This window comes from Pseudomonas sp. 13B_2.1_Bac1, from assembly GCF_025466155.1.
GTDB classification, from domain to species: Bacteria; Pseudomonadota; Gammaproteobacteria; order Pseudomonadales; family Pseudomonadaceae; genus Aquipseudomonas; species Aquipseudomonas aylmerensis.
In genome coordinates, this window is the sequence record NZ_JANLOH010000057.1 from 133,268 (window position 1) to 153,091 (window position 19,824).

Annotated in this window: 15 protein-coding genes; 4 read left to right on the plus strand and 11 right to left on the minus strand. The window is 62.4% G+C overall.

All coding sequences use genetic code 11. The features are described 5' to 3' along the window. Positions 1–133 precede the first annotated feature (133 nt). From NTD80_RS15155 to NTD80_RS15170, 4 genes are all read right to left on the minus strand, one after another. Positions 134–1,396: an OprD family porin gene (locus tag NTD80_RS15155; protein ID WP_262134179.1), complete on the minus strand. Its 1,263-nt coding sequence runs from the start codon at positions 1,394–1,396 to the stop codon at positions 134–136. Between the two features lie 908 nt (positions 1,397–2,304). Continuing rightward, positions 2,305–3,162, minus strand: a complete 858-nt coding sequence (gene copD / locus NTD80_RS15160; RefSeq protein ID WP_262134180.1) for a copper homeostasis membrane protein CopD — start codon at positions 3,160–3,162, stop codon at positions 2,305–2,307. Positions 3,163–3,165: 3 nt separating this feature from the next. Further along, positions 3,166–3,531, minus strand: a complete 366-nt coding sequence (copC, locus tag NTD80_RS15165) for a copper homeostasis periplasmic binding protein CopC (RefSeq protein ID WP_262134181.1) — start codon at positions 3,529–3,531, stop codon at positions 3,166–3,168. A gap of 12 nt (positions 3,532–3,543) precedes the next feature. After that, on the minus strand, positions 3,544–3,993 hold the full coding sequence (locus NTD80_RS15170; RefSeq protein ID WP_065901203.1) for a GNAT family N-acetyltransferase: 450 nt from the start codon (positions 3,991–3,993) through the stop codon (positions 3,544–3,546). 143 nt (positions 3,994–4,136) lie between these two features. Here NTD80_RS15170 and NTD80_RS15175 point away from each other — a divergent pair, with 143 nt between their 5' ends. Then, entirely contained in the window at positions 4,137–4,757 is a 621-nt protein-coding gene (locus NTD80_RS15175) for a TetR/AcrR family transcriptional regulator (RefSeq protein WP_027606227.1), read from the plus strand. Between the two features lie 91 nt (positions 4,758–4,848). Here NTD80_RS15175 and preA read toward each other — a convergent pair whose 3' ends face one another. From preA to hydA, 3 genes are all read right to left on the minus strand, one after another. Continuing rightward, positions 4,849–6,123 carry an NAD-dependent dihydropyrimidine dehydrogenase subunit PreA gene (gene preA / locus NTD80_RS15180; RefSeq protein WP_065901202.1) on the minus strand — a complete coding sequence of 425 codons (1,275 nt, stop codon included), beginning with the start codon at positions 6,121–6,123 and terminating at the stop codon, positions 4,849–4,851. Then, on the minus strand, positions 6,123–7,490 hold the full coding sequence (locus tag NTD80_RS15185; protein WP_065901201.1) for an NAD(P)-dependent oxidoreductase: 1,368 nt from the start codon (positions 7,488–7,490) through the stop codon (positions 6,123–6,125). Before NTD80_RS15185 ends, preA begins: the two co-directional genes overlap by 1 nt. Positions 7,491–7,653: 163 nt before the next feature. Beyond that, the gene (gene hydA, locus NTD80_RS15190) at positions 7,654–9,093 is read right to left on the minus strand and encodes a dihydropyrimidinase (RefSeq protein WP_065901197.1); all 1,440 of its coding nucleotides are present in this window, start codon (positions 9,091–9,093) and stop codon (positions 7,654–7,656) included. 590 nt (positions 9,094–9,683) lie between these two features. On the opposite strand from hydA, the gene NTD80_RS15195 reads away from it, so the two are divergent. After that, positions 9,684–11,171: an NCS1 family nucleobase:cation symporter-1 gene (locus NTD80_RS15195; protein ID WP_065901195.1), complete on the plus strand. Its 1,488-nt coding sequence runs from the start codon at positions 9,684–9,686 to the stop codon at positions 11,169–11,171. 177 nt (positions 11,172–11,348) lie between these two features. Next, positions 11,349–12,632 carry a Zn-dependent hydrolase gene (locus tag NTD80_RS15200; RefSeq protein ID WP_262134182.1) on the plus strand — a complete coding sequence of 428 codons (1,284 nt, stop codon included), beginning with the start codon at positions 11,349–11,351 and terminating at the stop codon, positions 12,630–12,632. A gap of 449 nt (positions 12,633–13,081) precedes the next feature. On the opposite strand, the gene NTD80_RS15205 is transcribed toward NTD80_RS15200, so the two are convergent. From NTD80_RS15205 to NTD80_RS15215, 3 genes are read right to left on the minus strand one after another with little or no spacing between them, the layout of a single operon-like run. Then, positions 13,082–14,500, minus strand: coding sequence for an efflux transporter outer membrane subunit (locus NTD80_RS15205; protein WP_262134183.1), 1,419 nt, complete (start codon positions 14,498–14,500; stop codon positions 13,082–13,084). Further along, positions 14,484–15,653: an efflux RND transporter periplasmic adaptor subunit gene (locus tag NTD80_RS15210; RefSeq protein ID WP_262134184.1), complete on the minus strand. Its 1,170-nt coding sequence runs from the start codon at positions 15,651–15,653 to the stop codon at positions 14,484–14,486. Before NTD80_RS15210 ends, NTD80_RS15205 begins: the two co-directional genes overlap by 17 nt. Beyond that, positions 15,643–18,864, minus strand: coding sequence for an efflux RND transporter permease subunit (locus tag NTD80_RS15215; RefSeq protein WP_201145269.1), 3,222 nt, complete (start codon positions 18,862–18,864; stop codon positions 15,643–15,645). The genes NTD80_RS15210 and NTD80_RS15215 overlap by 11 nt, the downstream gene beginning before the upstream one ends. 219 nt (positions 18,865–19,083) lie before the next feature. Between NTD80_RS15215 and NTD80_RS15220 the strand changes: the two genes are divergently transcribed. Then, on the plus strand, positions 19,084–19,494 hold the full coding sequence (locus NTD80_RS15220; RefSeq protein ID WP_262134185.1) for a hypothetical protein: 411 nt from the start codon (positions 19,084–19,086) through the stop codon (positions 19,492–19,494). Here the strand turns inward: NTD80_RS15220 and NTD80_RS15225 are convergent. Then, positions 19,491–19,652, minus strand: a complete 162-nt coding sequence (locus NTD80_RS15225; RefSeq protein WP_162946106.1) for a hypothetical protein — start codon at positions 19,650–19,652, stop codon at positions 19,491–19,493. The two genes, NTD80_RS15220 and NTD80_RS15225, sit on opposite strands and share 4 nt — an antisense overlap. Positions 19,653–19,824: the final 172 nt, after the last annotated feature.

Genomic DNA, 19,824 nt, shown 5'->3' on the forward strand with positions numbered 1-19,824 from the left:
TGATTCCCTGGCTTGTCAACACACGCCTTCCTTGCCGGTGCTGGCTTGCCAGCGAGGGTGGCCCCACGGTCGGTGGTGAATATTGAGCTGCCATCGCCGGCAAGCGCGCGCCTACCTAAAGTGTATCCGCGGGTTACAACAGGGAGATCGGGTAGCTGATGAAGATCCGGTTTTCATCGAACTCGTTGTTGCTGAAGTCCCGACGCATGGTCGCATTGCGCCACCGCAGATTCAGGTCCTTCAGCGCGCCGCTTTGCACGGTGTAGGCCAGTTCCGATTCGCGGCCCCATTCCTTGCCGTCGGTGATCGCCCCGGTGTGCACGTTACTGCCGCTGATGTAGCGGTTCATCATGGTCAGCCCGGGACTGCCGAGGACCACGAAGTTGAAATCATGGCGCACCTGCCAGGATTTTTCCTTCACGTTGTCGTAGCTCGCGTTGTAGCTGTCGTTGGCCAGGGTGCCGCCGCTGGTGCCGTTGACCTTCATCCACACACTGTCGCCGGTGAGCTTCTGCAGGCCCACGTAGAAGGTGTTGCCCAGGTACTTGGCCGAGAGCAGGGCGAAGGCGGTCTTGTTGTCGAGGTCGCCGGCGAGGGCGCTGCCGTCTTCCTTGCCGTTGAAGAAGCCGAGGTTGGCGCCCAGGGTCCAGTCGCCGACCGGCTGGCTGTGGGTCAGGTTGATGTACTGCTGCTGGTAGATATCGCTGAGTTCGGCGTACCAAACCCCGACCTGGGTGCGTTTGTCATTGAAGGTGTATTCGCCGCCGCCGAAGTTGAAGCGGTCCGAGGTGAACGCCGCTTTGCCGTTCATGAACATGTCTTCCATGCTCGCGTCGTTGCGCGGGCTGTTGCCGCGAAATTGCCCGCCGTAGAGAGTCAGGCCGGCTATTTCATTCGAGGTGACCTGGCCGCCACGAAAGGTCTGGGGCAGCGAGCGGCCGTCGTCGGAGCGCAGGATCGGCAGCACCGGCATCCATTCGCCGACTTTCAATTCGGTCTTCGACAGCTTGGTTTTCAGCGCTACGCCCAGGCGCCCGAAGTTGTCGGCGGGGCGGCCATCGTCGTGCGTTGGCAACAGTTGGGTGCCGGCGGTGCCTTTACCGCCATCGAGCTTCTGCGAGTACAGGCCCAGCACGTCGATCCCGAAGCCGACAGCGCCCTGGGTGTAGCCGGACTTGGCGTCGAGAATGAAGTTCTGCGTCCACTCTTCGGCCTTGGCCTGGGGGTTGGTCGGGTTGGTGAAGTTGCGGTTGAAGTAGGCGTTGCGCAGGTTGAGCGTGGCCTTGGCGTCGTCGAGAAAACCTTCTGCCTGGGCACCGAGGGGCAGGGTCAATGCCAGGCTGCCAAGACCGATCAGGCCGATACGCGCGGAGGAATTGCGGGCGAATTGACTCACAGTGAAGCTCCCTTTTTGTTGTTTTTATTATTTGTCGTACGTCGTCGTACAACATTGGAGCGAATATTTGCGAGGTTTTCGAGGGGTGTCAAGCAGAAGTTATACGATGACTGCGTGATTATGCCGAGACGTACACTGGCCGGGTGGGAGAGGGCTTGCTCGCGGAGGAGGTGTGTCAGTCACCGGAAATAGCGACTGAACCAGCGCTTTCGCGGGCAAGCCCGCTCCCACATTGGGGAATAGGTCGTCCATGCTTGCGGCGCAAGGCTTGGCGATTTCAATCGCGCAACCAAACCCCGAGCCCCACACCGATCAAAAAATGTGGGAGCGGGCTTGCTCGCGAAGGCGGTGTATCAGTCACCGGAAATATCGACTGAACCAGCGCTTTCGCGGGCAAGCCCGCGAAGGCGGTGTATCAGTCACCGGAATTATCGACTGAACCAGCGCTTTCGCGGGCAAGCCCGCTCCCACATTGGGGAATGGGTCGTCCATGCTTACGGCGCAAGGCTTGGCGATTTCAACCGCGCAACCAAACCCCAGGCTTCACACCGATCAAAAATGTGGGAGCGGGCTTGCCCGCGAAGGCGGTGTATCAGTCACCGGAAATATCGACTGAACCAGCGCTTTCGCGAGCAAGCCCGCTCCCACAGGGGGGATGCGGCGCAAGGCTTGGCGATTTCAACCGCGCAACCACACCCCGAGCCCCACACCGATCAAAAAATGTGGGAGCGGGCTTGCCCGCGAAGGCGGTGTATCAGTCACCGGAAATATCGACTGAACCAGCGCTTTCGCGGGCAAGCCCGCTCCCTCCTTGGGGAATGCGGAGCCCACACCGGCCGCGCAAGGCCCGGCCATACCCCGGGCAAGCCCCCACATTTGATCGAGTAAGACACGAGCCCGCCCTGGATTCAGTTGGCCATGACCATTGGCGGAAGGGTGCCCAGCAGGGAAACGGCGGCTACTGCTGAAACACCCAGTAACCATTCCAGCATCACGCTGGCTTTCAAGCTGCCCAGGTGCTGTTCGCCGCGATCAAGGCGCAATCGGTTCAGCAAGGCCAGCGCCAACATGCCCAGGACCAGCATCACCTTGATCAACAGGATCAGCGCGAAGCCATTGAACAACGGCGTGGGCCACAGTTGCCCGGTGAGCACGCGCACGTTGATCAAGCCCGTCACCAGCAAACCGGCGACCAGGCCATAACCGACGCCGCTGAAACGCCTGAGGATCGGTTCCAGGCTGGGCCGTTGCGGTTGCCTGAGGATCAACACCAGCAGCAACAATCCACCGAGCCAGGCGCCCACGCAGACCAGATGCACCACCTGGTTGAGGATCAGCAATTGGCCGCTGAGCCCATCGAGCATGGCGCCATGGCCGACCGGGGCGAGGGTCGCCAGCAGCAGGGCGGTCAACGGCAGGCGCAGGGCGGGCCAGGGTTTGAGCAGCGCAATCACCAGCAACAGGTTCAGCAACAGGTGCCAGATCCACACCTGGCCAAAGAAGGTCTTGCCCAGCACCAATTGCACGGTGGCCGGTTGCAGAGCTGCCTGCCAACTGCCGGCCATGCTCGCGGTGATCAACAGCAACCACGCCACGCCGGAGCCCAGGCCCAGCCAGGCGAGGGCGCGTGTGATGCGCAATAGTTGCCGGTCCAGTGTCGGTTGCGCTCCAGAGCCTAATAGCCAGGGCCTGAATGCACAGGCCCCGAACATCAGCAGCACGACGATGAAATGCAAAAAACGGCACAGCACCAGCAGCGTTGCCATGGGTTATTGGCCGACCTTGAAGCTGTATTCACCGTTGCTCTTATGGGTGTCGACCGACACGGCATTCCACACCACTTTGTAATTGCCGGCTGCCAGCGGGGCGGCAGGGGTGACTACCAGGGTCTTCTTGTCGGCGTCGGGAGTTTCCAGGCCCTTGATCGCGACTTCGGTGCCGTCCTTGCTCAGGGAGACTTTGGTAAACGTGGCTTCGACACCTTCGCTGAAGCTCAGGCGCAGGTCGGCAGGCGCGGCAACGGTGCTGTCAGCCGCTGGCGTCGCACTCTTGAGGTGGGCATGCGCGAACGCCGCCGAGGCGCCCAGCAGCGAGGCGAGCAGGGCGACGGCGGTCAACGTGTTCTTGATCAGCATTGTTCAGTACCTTCAGGGTTGAGGAGTCGGTAGAGCCATGTGCAGCAAGGGAAAGGGCTTGCCTTCGCCATCCAGCGGCGAGCGCGCGACCTGGATGAAACCATAGTGCAGGTAGAAGCCCACGGCCTGCGGATTCTGTTCGTTCACGTCCACCGTGAGGGTATCGTGACGGGCGCGGGCGTGGTCCAGCAGTTGGCGGCCGATGCCCTGGCCACGGCGGTCGGGGTCGATAAACAACATCTCCACATTGTGTCCGCCTGTGGCGATGAAGCCGGCGATGCCGGCGTCATCCTCGAACACCCACGTGTCGAGTGCCGGCATCGGCAGGTAAGTGTCGCGCACCAGCGGCAGCAAACGCTGGATGTCATCCTCGGGGAGGAAGTCATGGGTAGCCCGCACCGAACGCTCCCACAGTGCGCCCAGCACGGGGTCGTCGGTGGCCAGGCGAGGTCGAATACTCATGGCAATGATCCTTCATAGGGATCGCGATCCTAACCAATCCTATTTATGCGCGAAAGCTTCGCGTAAGAAGTTTCATTGTGGCCTGTCGCCGCGATCTAGAGCCGATGGTAGTCTTTAAGCCAAGTTGTTGTCAGGGAGCCCTTATGGGCAATCACAAGAGTGGAATTCGTCGGGTCAACGTCGAAAAAATCCTGCTGGCGGCGGAGAAAATCTTCGCCGAAAAGGGCTATGGCAGCACCGCCATGGCCGACATCGCCGAAGAAGTGCAACTGCCGCGCTCCAACCTGCATTACTACTTCACCACCAAAAGCGAGCTGTACAGCGCGGTGCTGTTCGACCTGTTGGAAGTGTGGAAGCAGGATGCACTGAGCTTCGAGACCTTCGATGATCCTCGCGTCGTGCTCAGCAGCTACATCCGCGCCAAGATGCAACGCTCGCGCACGCGGCCGTATGGCTCGAAAGTCTGGGCCAACGAAATCATCCACGGCGCGCCGACACTGGGTGAGGCGCTGGATGAAAGCCTGTACGACTGGGCCAAGATGAAGGAAGCGAAAATTCGCCAATGGGTGGAGGACAAACGCATCCTGCCAGTGGAACCGTCGAGCCTGCTGTACATGATCTGGGCGTCGACCCAGCACTACGCCGACTTCGATCATCAGGTGAAGATTCTGAATGATCACCAGCCGCTGTCGGACATGCAGTTCGAAAAGGCGATTCAGACGGTGACCAGTGTGATTTTGCGTGGGATCGGGTTGGAGCCGTGATGCTCGTTCCTACGCTGCGCGTTCCAAGCGCGGACGCAGAGCGTCCAGTGAGGCATTCCCACGCGGAGCGTGGGAACGATCATATAAAGGGCTACACCGCCTCCCGGTAGGGGTTGCGCGGATCCTGCGTCCAATTCAGGAACGGCTTGCCCGTCTCGATCGGCACCATCTCGATGCAGTCCGCCACCGGGCAGGTGATCTGGCACAGGTTGCAGCCCACGCACTCATCGTCGATCACCTCGTATTGGTGCGTGCCATCGGCCAACTTCAAGCTCGCGATGGCCTGGTGCGAAGTGTCCTCACAGGCAATATGGCAACGCCCGCAGCCGATACAGGCGGCCTGGTCGATCTTGGCGATGACCTGATAGTTGATGTCCAGGTACTTCCAGTCCGTGGTGTTGCCCACCGCTCGCCCGGAAAACTCCTGCAGGCTCTGGTAACCCTGACTGTCCATCCACCGCGACAGCCCATCCTTCATCTCTTCAACAATGCGGAACCCGTGCAGCATCGCCGCTGTGCACACCTGCACCGCGCCGCAGCCGAGGGCGACAAATTCTGCTGCATCGCGCCAGTTGCCGATGCCGCCAATGCCGCAGATCGGCAGGCCCTGGGTCTGCGGGTCGCGGGCGATTTCGGCGACCATGTTCAGCGCAATCGGCTTCACGGCTGAACCGCAGTAGCCGCCGTGGGTGCTCTGGGTGCCGACCACCGGCAGCGCGACCATGCGCTCCAGGTCGACGCTGGTGATGGAATTGATGGTGTTGATCAGCGACACCGCGTCCGCACCCCCGCGATACGCCGCACGCGCCGCCACACGGATGTCGGTGATGTTCGGCGTGAGTTTGACGATCACCGGCAGCGAGCAATAGGTCTTGCACCAGCGGGTCACCTGTTCCACATACTCCGGCACCTGGCCCACCGCCGCGCCCATGCCGCGTTCGGGCATGCCGTGCGGGCAGCCGAAGTTCAGCTCGATGCCGTCGCATCCGGTGGCTTCCACCAGCGGCAGGATGTTTTTCCAGGACTCTTCAACACACGGCACCATCAGCGACACGATCAGCGCGCGGTCGGGCCAGTCCTTTTTCACCTGGGTGATTTCCCGCAGGTTGATCTCCAGCGAGCGGTCGGTGATCAGTTCGATATTGTTGATACCCAGCACTTCGCGGTTGGCGCCGAAGTGCGCCGAGTAGCGTGACGACACATTGACCGCCGCCGGGTCTTCACCCAGGGTCTTCCACACCACGCCGCCCCAGCCCGCTTCGAAGGCGCGGACCACGTTGTAGGCCTTGTCGGTGGGCGGCGCGGAAGCCAGCCAGAATGGGTTGGGGGCCTTGATACCGGCGAACACAATCGAGAGATCGGCCATTACGCAGCCTCCACATTCAGCATGAGTTGGGCGTGCATGGCTTCGGCGGCCAGCTTGCCGTGTTGCACCGCCTGCACGGTGAGGTCCTGGCCGAGGCTGACGCAGTCGCCGCCGGCATAGACCCCGGGAATGCTGGTTTGCAGCTGTTCATCGACAAAGATCCGCTCGCCCACGCGATGCAGTTGCTGGGCCAGTGGATCCTGCAGCGCACCGTTGTCGAAGCCCTGGCCGATGGCCTTGAAGATGGCATCGGCGGCCAGCTCGAAGGTTTCGCCGGTAGGCTGCAGTCGACCGTTTTCCATGCGCGTGCGCAAAAAACGCATGCCGCGTACCTGGCCCTGATCGTCCAGCAAGACGGCTTCGGGCTGCGCCCAGGTCAGCAGGCGTACCTGATTGGCCTTGGCGATGTCTTGCTCGTGGTGAGTGGCGCCCATGTCAGTGAGGCCACGGCGGTACACCAGGTTGACATCGCGGGCACCGAGGCGGGCCATTTGCACGGCCATGTCGATCGCGGTATTGCCGGCGCCAAGCACGATGCAACGATCGGCCAGTGGCAGTTGAGTGAGGTCATCGGCCTGGCGCAGTTCGCGGATGTAGTCGGTGGCGGCGAGCAGCCCGGGGGCGTCCTCATGCGGCAGGCCCAGCTGCTTGCTTGCCGCCAGGCCGAGGCCGAGGAACACCGAGTCGAATTGCTGGTGCAGTTCGCTCAAGGTCAGGTTGTCGCCCAGGCGTTGGCCGTGACGAATTTCGATACCGCCGATCTGCAGGAGGAAATCCAGTTCCTGCTGGGCGAAGTCATCCACCAGTTTGTATTTGGCGATGCCGTATTCATTCAAGCCGCCGGCTTTTTCGCGGGCTTCGAAAATCACCACGTCATGGCCGTGCAGCGCCGCGCGATGGGCGCAGGCCAGACCGGCAGGCCCTGCGCCCACCACGGCGATGCGCTTGCCGGTCGGTGCGGCGCGCTGGAACGGGTGTTCACTGAAGTGCGCATTGTCGATGGCGTAGCGTTGCAGCAGGCCGATCAGCACCGGGGCGCACTCTTCGGCGTTGTTACGCACGCAGGCCTGCTGGCACAGGATCTCCGTGGGGCAGACCCGCGCACAGCTGCCGCCGAGGATATTCGCCGAGAGAATCTTCTGGGCCGCGCCTTGCACGTTTTCGGTGTGGATATTGCGGATGAACGACGGGATATCGATCTCGCTGGGACACGCATTCACGCACGGCGCGTCGTAGCAATACAGGCAGCGCGAGGCTTCCAGCTGGGCCTGGCGGGCGTTGAGCGGCGGCGCCAGGTCGGTGAAATGGCTGGCGAGTGTCGGCCCATCTTCATGAGGATGGGGGAGGTGGGTCAGGGTCTGGATCACGGTAGTGGCCTCACGGTTATTGAGGTGCTGCCTCTGATGGGCAATCGTTTTTTTGTTGCCTGTGCCGGCCTCTTCGCAGGCAAGCCAGCTCCCACATTTGAATGTGTTCACACTTCAGGAAATGTGGGAGCCGGGCTTGCCCGCGATCGGCCGAAGGCCGCTTTCAGCGTTTCACAGCAGTGGGCCTGGAACGCTCGGCCCGCTTGCTCAGTTGCTCGAACACCGCCGGATACGCCGGCCGCTCGACATAGCGCCCGGCACCGCGCTCGGCGCGCAGGTCGCCATCGGCCCAGACCAGCTTGCCCTGGCTGATGGTGTGGCTCGGCACACCGCGCACGGTCTTGCCTTCGAAGATGTTGAAGTCGACCTGCTGGTGATGGGTCTTTGCCGAAATGGTCCGGGTGCCCTCCGGGTCCCACAGCACCAGGTCAGCATCGGCGCCTACACGGATCGCGCCTTTGCGCGGGTAGAGGTTGAAGATCTTTGCGGTGTTGGTAGAGGTCAGCGCGACGAAATCCTGCATCGACAGGCGCCCGGTGTTGACCCCTTCGTCCCACAGCAGCGCCATGCGGTCTTCGATACCGGCGGTGCCGTTGGGGATCTTGCTGAAGTCGTCACGGCCAGCCGCTTTCTGCTCGGCGCAGAAGCAGCAGTGGTCGGTGGCGGTGGTGTGCAGGTTGCCCGACTGCAGGCCGCGCCATAGGGCTTCCTGATGCCCGCGCGGGCGGAAGGGCGGGCTCATCACGTAGCCGGCGGCGGTCTGCCAGTCGGGGTGCTGGTAGACGCTGTCGTCCAGCAGCAGGTGGCCGGCGAGCACTTCGCCGTACACCGCCTGGCCCTTGCCACGGGCGTAGGTGATTTCATCCAGCGCTTCCTGGGTGGACACATGCACCAGGTACAGCGGCGTGCCGATGGTCTCGGCGATGCGGATGGCGCGGCTGGCTGCCTCGCCTTCCACCTGGGACGGCCGCGACAGCGGATGCGCTTCCGGACCGGTGATGCCCTGGGCCATCAGCTTGCGCTGCAGGTGGTACACCAGCTCGCCGTTTTCCGCATGCACGGTGGGCACCGCGCCGAGTTCCAGGCAGCGTTCGAAGCTGGCGACCAGGGTGTCATCGGCCGCCATGATCGCGTTCTTGTAGGCCATGAAGTGCTTGAAGCTGTTGATGCCGTGGTGGCTGACCAACTCGGCCATTTCCTCGCGCACCTGCTCGCTCCACCAGGTGATCGCGACGTGAAAACCGTAGTCGGCCGCCGACTTTTCTGCCCAGCCGCGCCACTGGTGAAAGGCTTCCAGCAAGGACTGCTGCGGGTTGGGAATCACAAAGTCGATGATCGACGTGGTGCCCCCCGCCAGACCCGCCGCCGTGCCACTGAAAAAGTCTTCACTGGCCACGGTGCCCATGAAGGGCAGTTGCATATGGGTGTGGGGATCGATGCCGCCGGGCATCAAGTATTGGCCGCTGCCATCGAGTATCTCGGTGCCGGCGGGAATATCCAGATCAGTGCCAATAGCGCGGATTAGACCGCCTGCGCATAACACGTCGGCTCTATAACTTTCATCATGGGTAATTACGGTGGCGCCACGGATCAACAGCGACATGTCGAGTTCCTCACAGGCTTGACCGGCTTGTGCCAGTTCTAAGTGTTGTAATGCTGCTTGCCGATGGTCGGTTAATTCCTGTCATCGGTGACAGGAATAGAAACTAGCCCGAGTTTTTCGATTGAGCAAGAAGATTTTTCTTAAGCTTATAACTTAAATAAGTAACTGATTTATAACGATAAAATATCAAATTCACCAAAATGTAGCGGCGTCTCACCATTTTGACGCACTTGACAGGTTCGTAAATTGAGCAACATTTCTTATTGCAAATCAGACGCTTGAGATATGCCGCTTGACGGCGGTGGGAAATAAAAATAATTGTGGTGCACCAGATTGAGTCCTGATCGTTCGGGCAACTTCCACGTTATTTAGCCTGAGTAACGCGGCAAGTACCGAAGGCGCAATCGGAAAGCTGATTAACATCAGCACGTTATATAAGCGGTGTGGGTTCGGTTACGGTTGTCGGCACGGTTATTGAGTGCAGTGGCGGCTGGCCGGACCCGTGATGTCATGTTGTTCACGAGGTACTCCGGCCGCCTGCATTGAAGTGCAGGCGAGCAACAATAATTCGAAAAAACCGTGGAGCGGCCATGCAACAGAACAGATCGCAAGTCATTGAACGCAACGGCCTGTACGAACTCGACGCCGGCCCCGACGTCCTCGACAGCCCCCGCTACAACCACGACATGGCACCGACCAAGGTGCATGAGCGCACCTGGAACAAGTGGCACATCACCGCGCTGTGGGTGGGCATGTCGATCTGCGTGCCGACCTACACCCTGGGCGGCGTGCTCACCGCGTATTTCGGCTTGTCGGTGGGCGAGGCGCTGATGGCGATCCTGCTGGCCAATATCGTGGTGCTGGTCCCGCTGACCCTCAATGCGTTCCCTGGTACCAAATACGGTATTCCGTTCCCGGTGCTGCTGCGGTCGTCCTTCGGTATCCTCGGCTCCAATGTGCCGTGTCTGATTCGCGCGCTGGTGGCCTGCGGTTGGTTCGGTATCCAGACGATGTTTGGCGGGCTGGCAATCCACCTGTTTCTCGGCTCGATTTTCGAGGGTTGGAAATCCCTCGGCGGCACCGGTGAAGTGATCGGCTTCATGATCTTCTGGACCCTCAACCTGTGGGTGGTGCTGCGCGGCGCCGAGTCGATCAAGCGCCTGGAAACCCTGTCGGCGCCGTTGCTGGTGGCGGTGGGGATCGGCCTGCTGGTGTGGGCGATGCCGAACGTGTCGATCAGCGAGCTGATGGCGATTCCACCCAAGCGGCCTGAAGGGGCGAGCCTCACCGGTTACTTCATGGCCGGCCTCACTGCGATGGTGGGTTTCTGGGCCACGTTGTCGTTGAATATTCCCGACTTCAGCCGCTATGCCAAGAGCCAGAAGGACCAGATCCTCGGGCAGATTTTCGGCCTGCCGCTGACCATGTTCCTGTTCGCCGCCCTCGGCGTGATCATGACCGCCGCCTCGGTGAAACTGGTGGGCGTCAGCGTGTCCGACCCGGTGACCCTGATCGGCCATATCCAGAGCCCGGTGTGGGTGGCCATCGCCATGGCGCTGATCATCATCGCCACGCTGTCCACCAACACGGCGGCGAACATCGTCTCGCCCACCAACGACTTCCAGAACATCGCCCCCAAGCTGATCAACCGCACCACGGCGGTGATCCTCACCGGGCTGGTCGGGTTGGCACTGATGGGCCATGAACTGCTGAAAAAGCTCGGCCTGATTGTCTCCGACGTCAGCCTGGAAACCGTGTATTCCAACTGGCTGCTGGGCTACTCGAGCCTGCTGGGCCCCATCGCCGGGATCATGGTGGTGGACTACTTCATCACCCGGCGGCAGCAGCTGGACCTGGCCGGCCTGTACCGCGACGACGTGTACCCGGCGTGGAACTGGAGTGGCTTTATCGCTTTCGGCGTGCCGGTGGTGCTGACCTTGCTGTCGCTGGGCAGCGATGCATTCAGCTGGTTCTACAGCTACGGCTGGTTCACCGGCTCGGCGTTGGGCGGTTTGCTGTATTACGGCCTGAATGCCAAGCGTGGCATCAGTCCGGTTACGGCCAAATCCCCACTGTAAAGGCGTTGAAATGCAATCCAAATGTGGCAGCGGGCGTGCTCGCGAATGCGGTCTTGCAGGCGACATATGCGGCGACTGTCACGGCCTCTTCGCGAGAGGCCCGCTTCCACATGTTTGACCCCATTCCATGGTTGGAATCGAGTCTATTCATAACAAATACAGCCTGAGGAGATCCCCATGAACGCTGCCCTCGACGTTCTGCAATCGACCCATCAGCACATCAACCGCGATCGCTTGTGGCAGTCGCTGATGGACCTGGCCAAGCTCGGCGCCACCCCCAAGGGCGGTGTGTGCCGCCTGGCCCTCACCGACCTCGACCGCAAGGCCCGCGACCTCTTCGTGCAGTGGTGCGAAGATGCCGGCTGCACGGTGACCATCGACGGTATCGGCAATATCTTCGCCCGCCGCCCCGGACGCAATCCCAACCTGCCACCGGTGATGACCGGCAGCCATATCGATACCCAACCCACCGGCGGCAAGTTCGATGGTTGCTTCGGCGTGCTGGCGGGCGTGGAAGTGCTGCGTACCCTCAACGATCTCAAGGTGGAAACCGAGGCGCCGCTTGAAGTGGTGGTGTGGACCAACGAGGAAGGCTCGCGCTTCCCGCCGTGCATGATGGGCTCCGGGGTGTTCGCCGAGAAATTCAGCCTGGCGGACACCCTGGCCAAGGTCGACGTGGACGGCGTCAGCGTTGGCGATGCGCTGAACGCGATTGGCTATGCCGGCACGCGGGAGGTCAGCGGCCACAAGGTCGGCGCGTATTTCGAAGCGCACATCGAACAAGGGCCGATTCTCGAGGATGAGAAAAAGACCATCGGCGTGGTGCTCGGCGCCCTCGGGCAAAAGTGGTTTGACCTGAAACTGCGCGGTGTCGAAGCGCATGCGGGGCCAACGCCGATGCACCTGCGCAAGGATGCCCTGGTCGGCGCGGCGGCAGTGGTGGCGGCAGTGAATGCGGCGGCGCTGGGGCATCAGCCGCATGCCTGCGGGACCGTCGGTTGCCTGCAGGCCTATCCGGGCTCACGCAATGTCATTCCCGGTGAAGTGCGCATGACCCTGGATTTTCGTCACCTGGAACCGGCGCGCCTGGATTCGATGATTACCCAGGTGCGTAAAGTGATCGATGAGACCTGTGCCAAGCACGGCCTGAGTTTCGAGATGGAACCCACCGCCGACTTCCCCCCGCTGTACTTCGACAAGGGCTGCGTGGACGCTGTGCGCGACGCCGCTAATGGCCTGGGCCTGTCGAACATGGACATCGTCAGCGGGGCAGGGCACGACGCAATCTTCGTCGCCGAACTCGGCCCGGCGGGGATGATCTTCGTACCGTGCGAAGGCGGGATCAGCCACAACGAAATCGAGAACGCCGCGCCGGATGACCTGGCGGCGGGCTGTGCGGTGTTGTTGCGGGCGATGGTGGCGGCGTCGGCGGCGATTGCCAGCGGCAGACTCGCTGCCTGAAAGTCGGCTGTTGTGGTGAGCAGGCTTGCCCTGCGTTGGGTTGCGAAGCAGCCCCAGTCAAGACGCTGAGGTTCTTGCTGAAAGAACTCATGTCCGGATTGGGGGCCGCTTCGCAGCCCAACGCAGGGCAAGCCTGCTCACCACAGGGAAGCGATCAGGGCTCAGGCGCCGGATTGCCAGCCGCCTAACACCGTCACCAACCCCACACTCGCCTGCAACAGCGGAGCAGGGCACGACGCAATCTTCGTCGCCGAACTCGAAGTCGGCTGTTGTGGTGAGCAGGCTTGCCCTGCGTTGGGCTGCGAAGCAGCCCCAGTGAAGACGCTGAGGTTCTTCCTGAAAGAACTCATGTCTGGATTGGGGGCCGCTTCGCAGCCCAACGCAGGGCAAGCCTGCTCACCACGGGCAACACAGGGCGGGTCTGCTCACCACAGGGGAGCGCTCAGGGCTCAGGCGTCGGGTTGCCAGCCGCCGCCTAACGCCGTTACCAATCCCACGCTCGCCTGTAACTGCCGCGTCTGCACCGCCTGCAATGTCCGCTGTGCCTGCAACGCCGCCGTCTGCGCGGTCACCACATCCAGGTAGCTCACCGCCCCCGCCTGATAGCTGTTCATCGCCAGGGCCTGGGTATGCTGCGCCGCATCTGCCGCTGCTTGCTCATCCTGTGCTTCCTGCTGCAAATCCCGCAGTTGCGCGAGGTTGTCCTCCACCTCGCGCACGGCTTTCAATACATGGCTGCGGTACTGCGCCGAGGCCTCTTCAAACTCGGCCTTGGCCTGGCGTTCATTGGCGCTCAGGCGTCCGCCATCAAAGATCGGCAGATTCACCAGCGGCCCCAGCGCCCAATACCGATTGCCAGCGGACAGCAGGTTGCCAACCCCTTGCGTCTGGCCGCCGATCAGCCCGGTCAAACTGAAATCCGGGTACCACGCCGCCTTGGCCACGCCGATATTCGCGTTGGCGGCAAACACCCGGCGTTCTGCCGCCGCGATATCCGGACGCCGTTGCAGCAGGTGGCTCGGCAGCTGCGACGGGATCCCCGGCAGGGCAATCAACTGCTGGCTGGGCGGCAACGTGAAGTTACTGGCCGCCACCCCCACCAACTCCCCGATGGCATGCTCGGTGAGGTTGCGTTGCCCGCGCACTTCATCCAGTTGCGCCTTGGCTTCGGCCAGTTGATTCTGCGCGCGGGTCAGGTCCAGCTCGGAGGCGATCTGCCCCTCATAACGACTGCGCGTCAATTGCAGGGCCTGGCTGAAATCCTCCAGCGAGCTGTTGAGAATCCGGCTCTGTGCATCCAGCCCGTTGAGCTGCACATACAGGCTCGCGAGTTGATGTTGCAGGCTCAGCCGCGCCACCGCGAGGTCATCGCCGGAGGCTTGCGCCTGGGCATCACCGGCCGCGACCTGGTTGCGGATCTTGCCCCACAGGTCGAGGTCGTAGCTCAGGGAAAATCCTGCCGTGTTGCTGTTGTACACCGAGGGCTGCGTGTCGCCGCGCAGCGGTCGTGAGTCGGATTGGCGCTGGCGCAACGGCTGCGCACTGGCGGTGATCTGCGGGAACAGCCCCGCATGCAATTGGCTGGCATACGCCTGGGAAGCATCGAAGTGCGCCAGCGCTGCCGCCAGGTCCGGGTTGGCCTTGAGCAGCTGCTGTTGCAGGCCATCCAGGCGTGCATCGTTGTAGAGCTTCCACCATTCGGGGGCCAATTGATCGGACGGTTGCGCGCTGTGCCACGGGCCGTCGCTGGTCTGTTCGCGGTAGCCGGCCGGCAGGTCCACCGTGGGCACTGTGTAGGTGGGCGCCATCGAGCAACCTTGCAACGCCAGCAGTATCAGGGCCGCGAGGGGCTTAAGCCTTGGGCGCATGCGCACCTCCGGAGGCATCGGCGAGTTGCACCGGGTCGCCTTCGCTCAGGGCGTCGGGCGGGTTGTCGACGATACGGTCGGCGGGTTTCAGGCCTTGATCGATCACCAGGCGCTCGCCGAGGTCGAGGCCGATATGGATGTCCTGCAAGTGCACGTGGTTCTGTGCGTCCAGCACCGCCACCTGGGTGCCTTGGGCGCGGAAGATCAGCGCGCTGGCCGGGATGCTCACGCCATGGGTATCCGCTGGAATCGGCAAGGTCGCTTCGGCGTAGTCACCGGGCAGCAATTCGCCGTTGGGGTTGTCGGCGACGAACTGCGCGAGCAGCGTGCCGGAGCGGCGGTCGATGGCGGTGGAGTCACCGATCAGGCGCGCCTTGAAGTGCTCGCCAGGGTGCTCGGGCACCGTCAGTTCGGCTTCGAGTCCGGGGTGGATGACCGCCGCGTAGTTCTGCGGCACCGGCACGTAGAGGCGCAATTGGTGGGTGTCGGCGATGTTGAACAGCTCCGGATCGCTGTCGGTATCGGCCTTGATCAATTGGCCGATATCGGTATTGCGGGCGGTGATGGTGCCGGCAAACGGCGCGCGGATGGTCTTGTAGCTTTCCAGGGCCGACAGCCGAGCGTAATCGGCCGCAGCCGCCTCGGCGTTGGCTTTGGCCGCCGCGGCGTTGGAGGATTTTTCATCGGCCTCCTGGCGCGACACCGAGTGGCTCGCCAACAGGTTTCGCCAGCGCGTGGCGGTGGTTTCTGCCAGGCGTGCGTTGGCTTGTTCCTGGATCAGGCGGGCGTGAGTCTGGGCCAATTGCTGATCGAGGTCGGGGCTGTCGATTTCGGCGAGGACTTGCCCGGCCTTGACCTGGCTGCCGATGTCGACTTTCCAGTCCTTCAAGTAGCCGCTGACCCGGGCGTGGATCGGCGCCTTGCTCCAGGCGTCGAGGTGGGCGGGCAGGCGCAGGGTGTCACCGGCCGCGTTCTGCTGCGGCTGGAACACCATCACTTGCGGGATGGCGGCGGTTTCGGTCCACGCGGTCACCGATTGTTCGTGCATCGTGCGGGCATGCAGGCCGTTGGCGACCAACAGGGCGGCCAGTGTCAGGCCGCCGACACCCATGAGCATCAGACGCTTGCGCGAGGGTTTGTGATCAGACGACATGTGGGGTTTCTCCAGCAGCTGCGCGAGTAGAGTGACGACCGTGGACCAGGCTGAAGACCACGGGAACAAACAACAAAGTGGCAATGGTGGCGAAGATCAAGCCACCGATCACGGCCCGGCCGAGCGGGGCGTTCTGCTCCTCGGAAATGGCCAGCGGCAACATGCCGATGATCATCGCCAGGGCGGTCATGCACACCGGCCTGAAGCGCGTGTAACCGGCCTCCATGGCCGCCTTCAGGGCGTCGCCATGTTCGGCCAGGCGTTCGCGGCAGAAACTCACCACCAGGATCGAGTTGGCGGTGGCCACGCCCATGCACAGGATGGCGCCGGTGAGGGCCGGTACCGACAGCGAGGTGCCACTGAGGAACAGCATCCACACGATCCCTGCCAGCGCCGCCGGCAACGCGGTGATGATCACGAACGGGTCGGCCCAGGACTGGAAGTTGACCACGATCAGCAGGTAGATCAGCACCACCGCGCCGAGCAGGCCGAAGCTCAGGCCGCTGAAGGCCTCATGCAGCGCGTCGATCTGCCCGTGCAGGCTGATCACCGCTCCCTTGGGGCGCATGGACGCGGTGTCATCCAACACTTTCTGCACGTCGCGGGCGACACCGCCGAGGTCGCGGCCCTGGACGTTGGCGTACAAATCCAGGGTCGGTTCGATGTTGTAGTGGGTCACCACTGCAGGGCTTTGCACGCGCGATATGCTCGCCACGCCGCCGAGGATCTGCGACTGGCCATCGGCACCGGTAACCGGCAAGGCTTCCAGCGACGGCAGGCTGTCGAGACGGTACTGCGGGGTCGCGGCGACGATCGAATACGACACGCCATTGGCCGGGTTCAGCCAGAAGGTCGGCGCGGTCTGCGAACTGCCGGCGAGGGAGGCGACCATGCTGTTGGTTACGTCGCGCTCGGTGATGCCCAGGCCATTGGCCCGCATGCGATCAACATTCACCTGCAGCGACGGGTAACCGGTGGACTGCTGGATGCGCAGGTCGGCGATGCCCGGTACATGCTGCAGACGACGCTCAAGCTCCACGGCGTAGGCGCGGTTTTCTTCATCGCTGCGCCCGGAGATCTTCACGTCCAGCGGCGCCGGCGCACCGAAGTTGAGAATCTGGCTGCTGATATCCGCCGGCAGGAACGCGAAGTGGCTGCCGGGGAAACTTTGCGGCAAGGCTTCGCGCAGTTTCTTCACGAAGTCGGCGGTCGGCGCGTGATCCTTTTTCAGGGTGACCTGGATATCACCATCCTGCGGGCCGATGGTGCCGCTGCTGCTGTAGGCCATGTCGATGCCGCTCAGCGGAATGCCGATGTTGTCGACGATGGTGTCCAGTTGCTCAGCGGGGATCACTTCACGAATCCGCGCTTCAATCCGGTCGAAGGCCGCCGCGCTTTCTTCGATGCGCGTGCCCAGAGGCAAGCGCACATGCAGCGCCAGGGCGCCGGCGTCGGTGGCCGGGAAGAAGTCCTGGCCGAGGCTTGGCAGCAACAGGAACGAGGCGAGCACACAGGCCAGGAAGCCGACGATAAAGCGCTTGCGATTGCCCAGCGCCAACAACAGCAGGCCGTGGTAGGTGTCGCGGATATTCGAGAAGTGACGCTCGAATCCCTGCTGGAAATTCAACACCGCTTGCAGCGCGCGATTGCGTGGTTTGCGGTGCTGCTCACCTTCGTGGTGGTTGATGAATTGGTCTTCCGGATGATGCCCTGCGCCTTGCTCCGGCACGTGCGGCTTGAGCAGGAACATCGCCAGGGTCGGCACCAGGGTACGCGAGAGGATGAACGAACTGGCCATGGCGAAGATCACCGCCAGCGCCATTGGCCGGAACAGGTAGCCGGCGATGCCTTGCAGCAGGAACATCGGCACGAACACGATGCAGATGCACAGCAGCGAGACAAACGCCGGGCCGACGATCTGCGCGGCGCCGTCGAGAATCGCGGTCTTCACCGCCTTGCCTTGCTCCAGGTGCCAGTTGATGTTTTCGATGGTCACGGTGGCATCGTCCACCAGGATCCCCACGGCCAACGCCAGCCCGCCGAGGGTCATCACGTTGAGGGTCTGCCCGCTGACCGCCAGCAGCGCGATGGCCGACAGCACCGCCAGCGGAATCGACGCGGCGATGATCAGCGTCGAGCGCCAGCTGCCGAGAAACAGCAGGATCATCGCACTGGTCAGCAGCGCGGCGATGATGCCTTCCTGGGCCACGCTGCCTACCGATTGCTTGACGAATACCGAGGCGTCACCGAGCAGCGAAGTCTTCAGCGACGGCGGCAGGGTTTCGTTGATGCGCGGCAGCATCTGGCGGATACCGTCGATGATCGACAGGGTCGAGATGCTGCCGTTTTTCAACGCCGGCATCAGCACCGCACGGTGGCCGTCGACGCGCACTATGTTGGTCTGCGGCGGCGAACCGTCACGCACATGGGCCACTTGGCCGATGGTGATCAGCGCGCCGTCGACAGTCTTGATCGGCAGGTCGTTGAGCTCGTCGATCGCCTTGGGACTGTTGTTGAGCAGGATCGTGTACTCGTTGGGACCGAGCTTGGCGGTGCCCACCGGGATGATCTGGTTCTGCAGGGCCAGGGCATTGCCCACGTCCTGTGCCGACAAGCCTTTGGCGGCCAGCGCCTGGGGGTCGAGGTCGAGGGTGATCTGGCGTTGCTTGCCGCCCATTGGCGTGGGCATGGCGAGGCCGGGCAGGGCGCTCAAGGGCAGGCGGATGTTGTTCTGCACCAGGTCGCGGATCTTGGCTTCCGAGAGGCTGGGGCTGGAGAACGCCATTTGCAGGATCGGCACCGTGGAGGCGCTGTAGTTGAGGATCAGCGGCGGCGTGATGCCCGGTGGCATCTGCTTCAGCACGGTTTGTGAAACCGCCGTCACTTGCGCGTTGGCCGTGCGGATGTCGACGCCCGGTTGGAAGAAAATCTTGACGATGCCCATGCCGGGCAGCGATTGCGATTCGATGTGTTCGATGTCGTTGACGGTGGTGCTCAGGGAGCGTTCGTAGGTGTAGATCACCCGGCCCGCCATGGCGTCCGGCGACAGGCCGTTGTACTGCCACACCACGGCGACCACGGGGATGCCGATATCGGGGAAAACATCAGTGGGGGTACGCAGGGCCGCCATCGGCCCGATGATGCAGATGAATATGGCCAACACGATAAACGTGTACGGCTTTTGCAGTGCGGTCTTTACCAGCCCGAGCATGCGTGAACCTCCAGAGGAGCAGGATTGCAAACCCCGGCAGTCTTGCCCGACCCACCTAACACGCACCTTTCAGCCAGGTGAAGGAACATTTAGTTAAGGGCTGAAGATCGTTTCATATGTATTCATTTGTTCTACAAAGGATGGCTCCCCAAGCTTGTAGCCCATCGGAGGCGACACCTTTCGCCGCGTATTTTTACTGATGTCCTTTGGAGCCCTGCCATGTCACTTAAACCACTGTTGTTGATTCCTGCACTTGGTGCCGTACTGTTGTTGTCGGCGTGTGCCGGCCCGATCCCCAAGGCTGACCCGAGCGAAGCCTGGATTGGTTTGAAGGAGGAAGCGCCGAACGACCTGATGGCCGAGCGCGTGGACGGCAAGCGTGTGGGTGACGGACGCTTCTTCGAGGTGACCCCGGGGGATCATCGGCTGGATGTGACGTTATTCGAGGAGGAGCCAGGCGACGACAATCAGCAGGATTGCCAGGGGCGTGTCGAATATAAAAACTTCAAGGCCGGTGAGCATTACACCCTGGTCGAGTCGAGTCTGGGCACTACCGTGCGCGCCTCGCTCAAGGATGGTCACGGCAAGGAAGTTGCCGCCACTCAGGACTTCAACTGCATGCCTGGCTAGGCGTGGCGCACCGCGGCCTTGTGAGGCTTGGCGGGCGCCGCGGGTTTGACGTGGGGGTGATGGTGCCGACGGGTGATGCGCAGCACCCCCCACAACATGGCGCCGGCTACCGCCAGCCAACCGCAGATCAACAGGAAAATCGTCGTTGCAAGGCTCATTCGGGCCTCCTTTCGCCCCTCAGGGGGCACACACAGTCTTCTCAATGGACAGTCTAGCTACCTGGCGGTTGCCTGCTATTGACCAATGGTCGTGTCCAACCAACTTCTTTGCTCTATCACTGACCCTTTACTGCGCCTGTGGGCTATACCCGTGTGGCAGAGCGTCCTATGA

Bases quoted from the DNA above. Each gene is read 5' to 3' on its own strand.
- preA (WP_065901202.1), bottom strand. From the start codon at position 6,123: ATGGCCGATCTCTCGATTGTGTTCGCCGGTATCAAGGCCCCCAACCCA.
- NTD80_RS15215 (WP_201145269.1), bottom strand. From the start codon at position 18,864: ATGCTCGGGCTGGTAAAGACCGCACTGCAAAAGCCGTACACGTTTATC.
- NTD80_RS15175 (WP_027606227.1), top strand. From the start codon at position 4,137: ATGGGCAATCACAAGAGTGGAATTCGTCGGGTCAACGTCGAAAAAATC.
- copD (WP_262134180.1), bottom strand. From the start codon at position 3,162: ATGGCAACGCTGCTGGTGCTGTGCCGTTTTTTGCATTTCATCGTCGTG.
- NTD80_RS15170 (WP_065901203.1), bottom strand. From the start codon at position 3,993: ATGAGTATTCGACCTCGCCTGGCCACCGACGACCCCGTGCTGGGCGCA.
- NTD80_RS15220 (WP_262134185.1), top strand. From the start codon at position 19,084: ATGTCACTTAAACCACTGTTGTTGATTCCTGCACTTGGTGCCGTACTG.
- NTD80_RS15195 (WP_065901195.1), top strand. From the start codon at position 9,684: ATGCAACAGAACAGATCGCAAGTCATTGAACGCAACGGCCTGTACGAA.
- NTD80_RS15210 (WP_262134184.1), bottom strand. From the start codon at position 15,653: ATGTCGTCTGATCACAAACCCTCGCGCAAGCGTCTGATGCTCATGGGT.
- NTD80_RS15205 (WP_262134183.1), bottom strand. From the start codon at position 14,500: ATGCGCCCAAGGCTTAAGCCCCTCGCGGCCCTGATACTGCTGGCGTTG.
- NTD80_RS15225 (WP_162946106.1), bottom strand. From the start codon at position 19,652: ATGAGCCTTGCAACGACGATTTTCCTGTTGATCTGCGGTTGGCTGGCG.
- NTD80_RS15200 (WP_262134182.1), top strand. From the start codon at position 11,349: ATGAACGCTGCCCTCGACGTTCTGCAATCGACCCATCAGCACATCAAC.
- hydA (WP_065901197.1), bottom strand. From the start codon at position 9,093: ATGTCGCTGTTGATCCGTGGCGCCACCGTAATTACCCATGATGAAAGT.
- copC (WP_262134181.1), bottom strand. From the start codon at position 3,531: ATGCTGATCAAGAACACGTTGACCGCCGTCGCCCTGCTCGCCTCGCTG.